1 protein-coding gene is annotated in these 1,265 nt (G+C 38.7%); it reads left to right on the top strand.

The genetic code is table 11. The features are described 5' to 3' along the window. Nucleotides 1-668: 668 nt before the first annotated feature. Nucleotides 669-1,265, top strand: a 597-nt coding sequence (locus KDK16_RS11215) for a hypothetical protein (protein WP_257276168.1), incomplete at its 3' end; no start/stop codon positions are given.

Here is a 1,265-nt window from a genome sequence, read left to right as displayed (position 1 = left end):
GCCGGGCGAATTGTACATGAGCAGAGGGACTGCCCGTTTTGCCGGGAAACACCTTCATCATACATGAAGGTGATCGACAAGTCTTTTTATTGAATGTGTGCACATTACTGGTGTATTGCTTGAGGCTGTATTTGCCTGAGAGCCAGAGATACATCTTCTGCCCATTATTGCTACCTACTATAAACGGCATCGATTGCTATATGTTTTCACGAGTGTATTAAAACAGAGCTAAACTGTCTTTTACCAAAGCCCTGAATAATTCAGCCTTCAGGGCTTTATTATGCGACAGTGGTTTATTTATTGCTGATAAATGTCAGTTGTAGTAGTGCAGTTGTTTTAACGAGAGCAGGTGAAAGTATGACCTTATGGTATTCCTATAAGACGCTTTTATTTTCAGTGTTTTTTTTTATCAGCAGGGGCTGGCAAATGACGCCTATATCCTTAGAGAATTTTACGACTATTTCAAGGCGAACTCAAAACTGCCTTTAAACCGAAAACCGAGACACACAGACCAGAGCCCACTTGAAAACATCCGCATTGGCTTTGTCAATCTTAATTTAGCCTCTGACCATGTATCTGGAGATGGGCGACTGGAAATTTGTGAAAATTACGAAGTGACTGAGCAAGACTTTAAACGTCTGATAAACTTTTATTTTAATTATGTGGCCATGGATGAACGATTTCACAAAAATCGCATTCAAGATGTACTCAGACTTATACATCATATATTCACTATAAATATAAATAAGATCAATGGAAGAAATTCGAATGATAAAGAGTTAATCAATGCAATGGCAAAAAGCCTTTTTGAAAAGATGTTTTTGTCTGTCAACATAAATGACAGAACTAATCCTTGTTTTCATTATTTTCATTTAGGTTCAGCGGAACATTATTTCAGTGATATTGGTGTTAATAATGATTTAGTACTGATGTTTCTTGCTTTTCTTGGTCCTCATTTTCTTACCATGGATGAACTTTCGGCCTACTTTAGAGTGTTGCATAGCCGTTATACCGGAGAAAGCTACGTTCAGGCATTTTCCAATGCATTGCTTTCTAAAAATGTCAGTGAATATCATTCTCCGCAAAGCATTGTCCATCAATTGAATGACGCCGCATTGGACACAGAGACAGCACTTCTAATCGGTTTAACTGCAATGGCATCAGAAGCTTTTCAGTGCATCAATTCAGGGCTGGAATCCACAGAGACACTGACAACCTTGCTGATAAGATACGCGCCACACGAGCTTTTGGGCATTATCTACAAC

The sequence above is a fragment of the Endozoicomonas sp. SESOKO4 genome (assembly GCF_024606275.1).
Note: the sequence above shows the minus strand (reverse complement) of the source record. Positions and strands in the feature narration are given on the sequence as shown.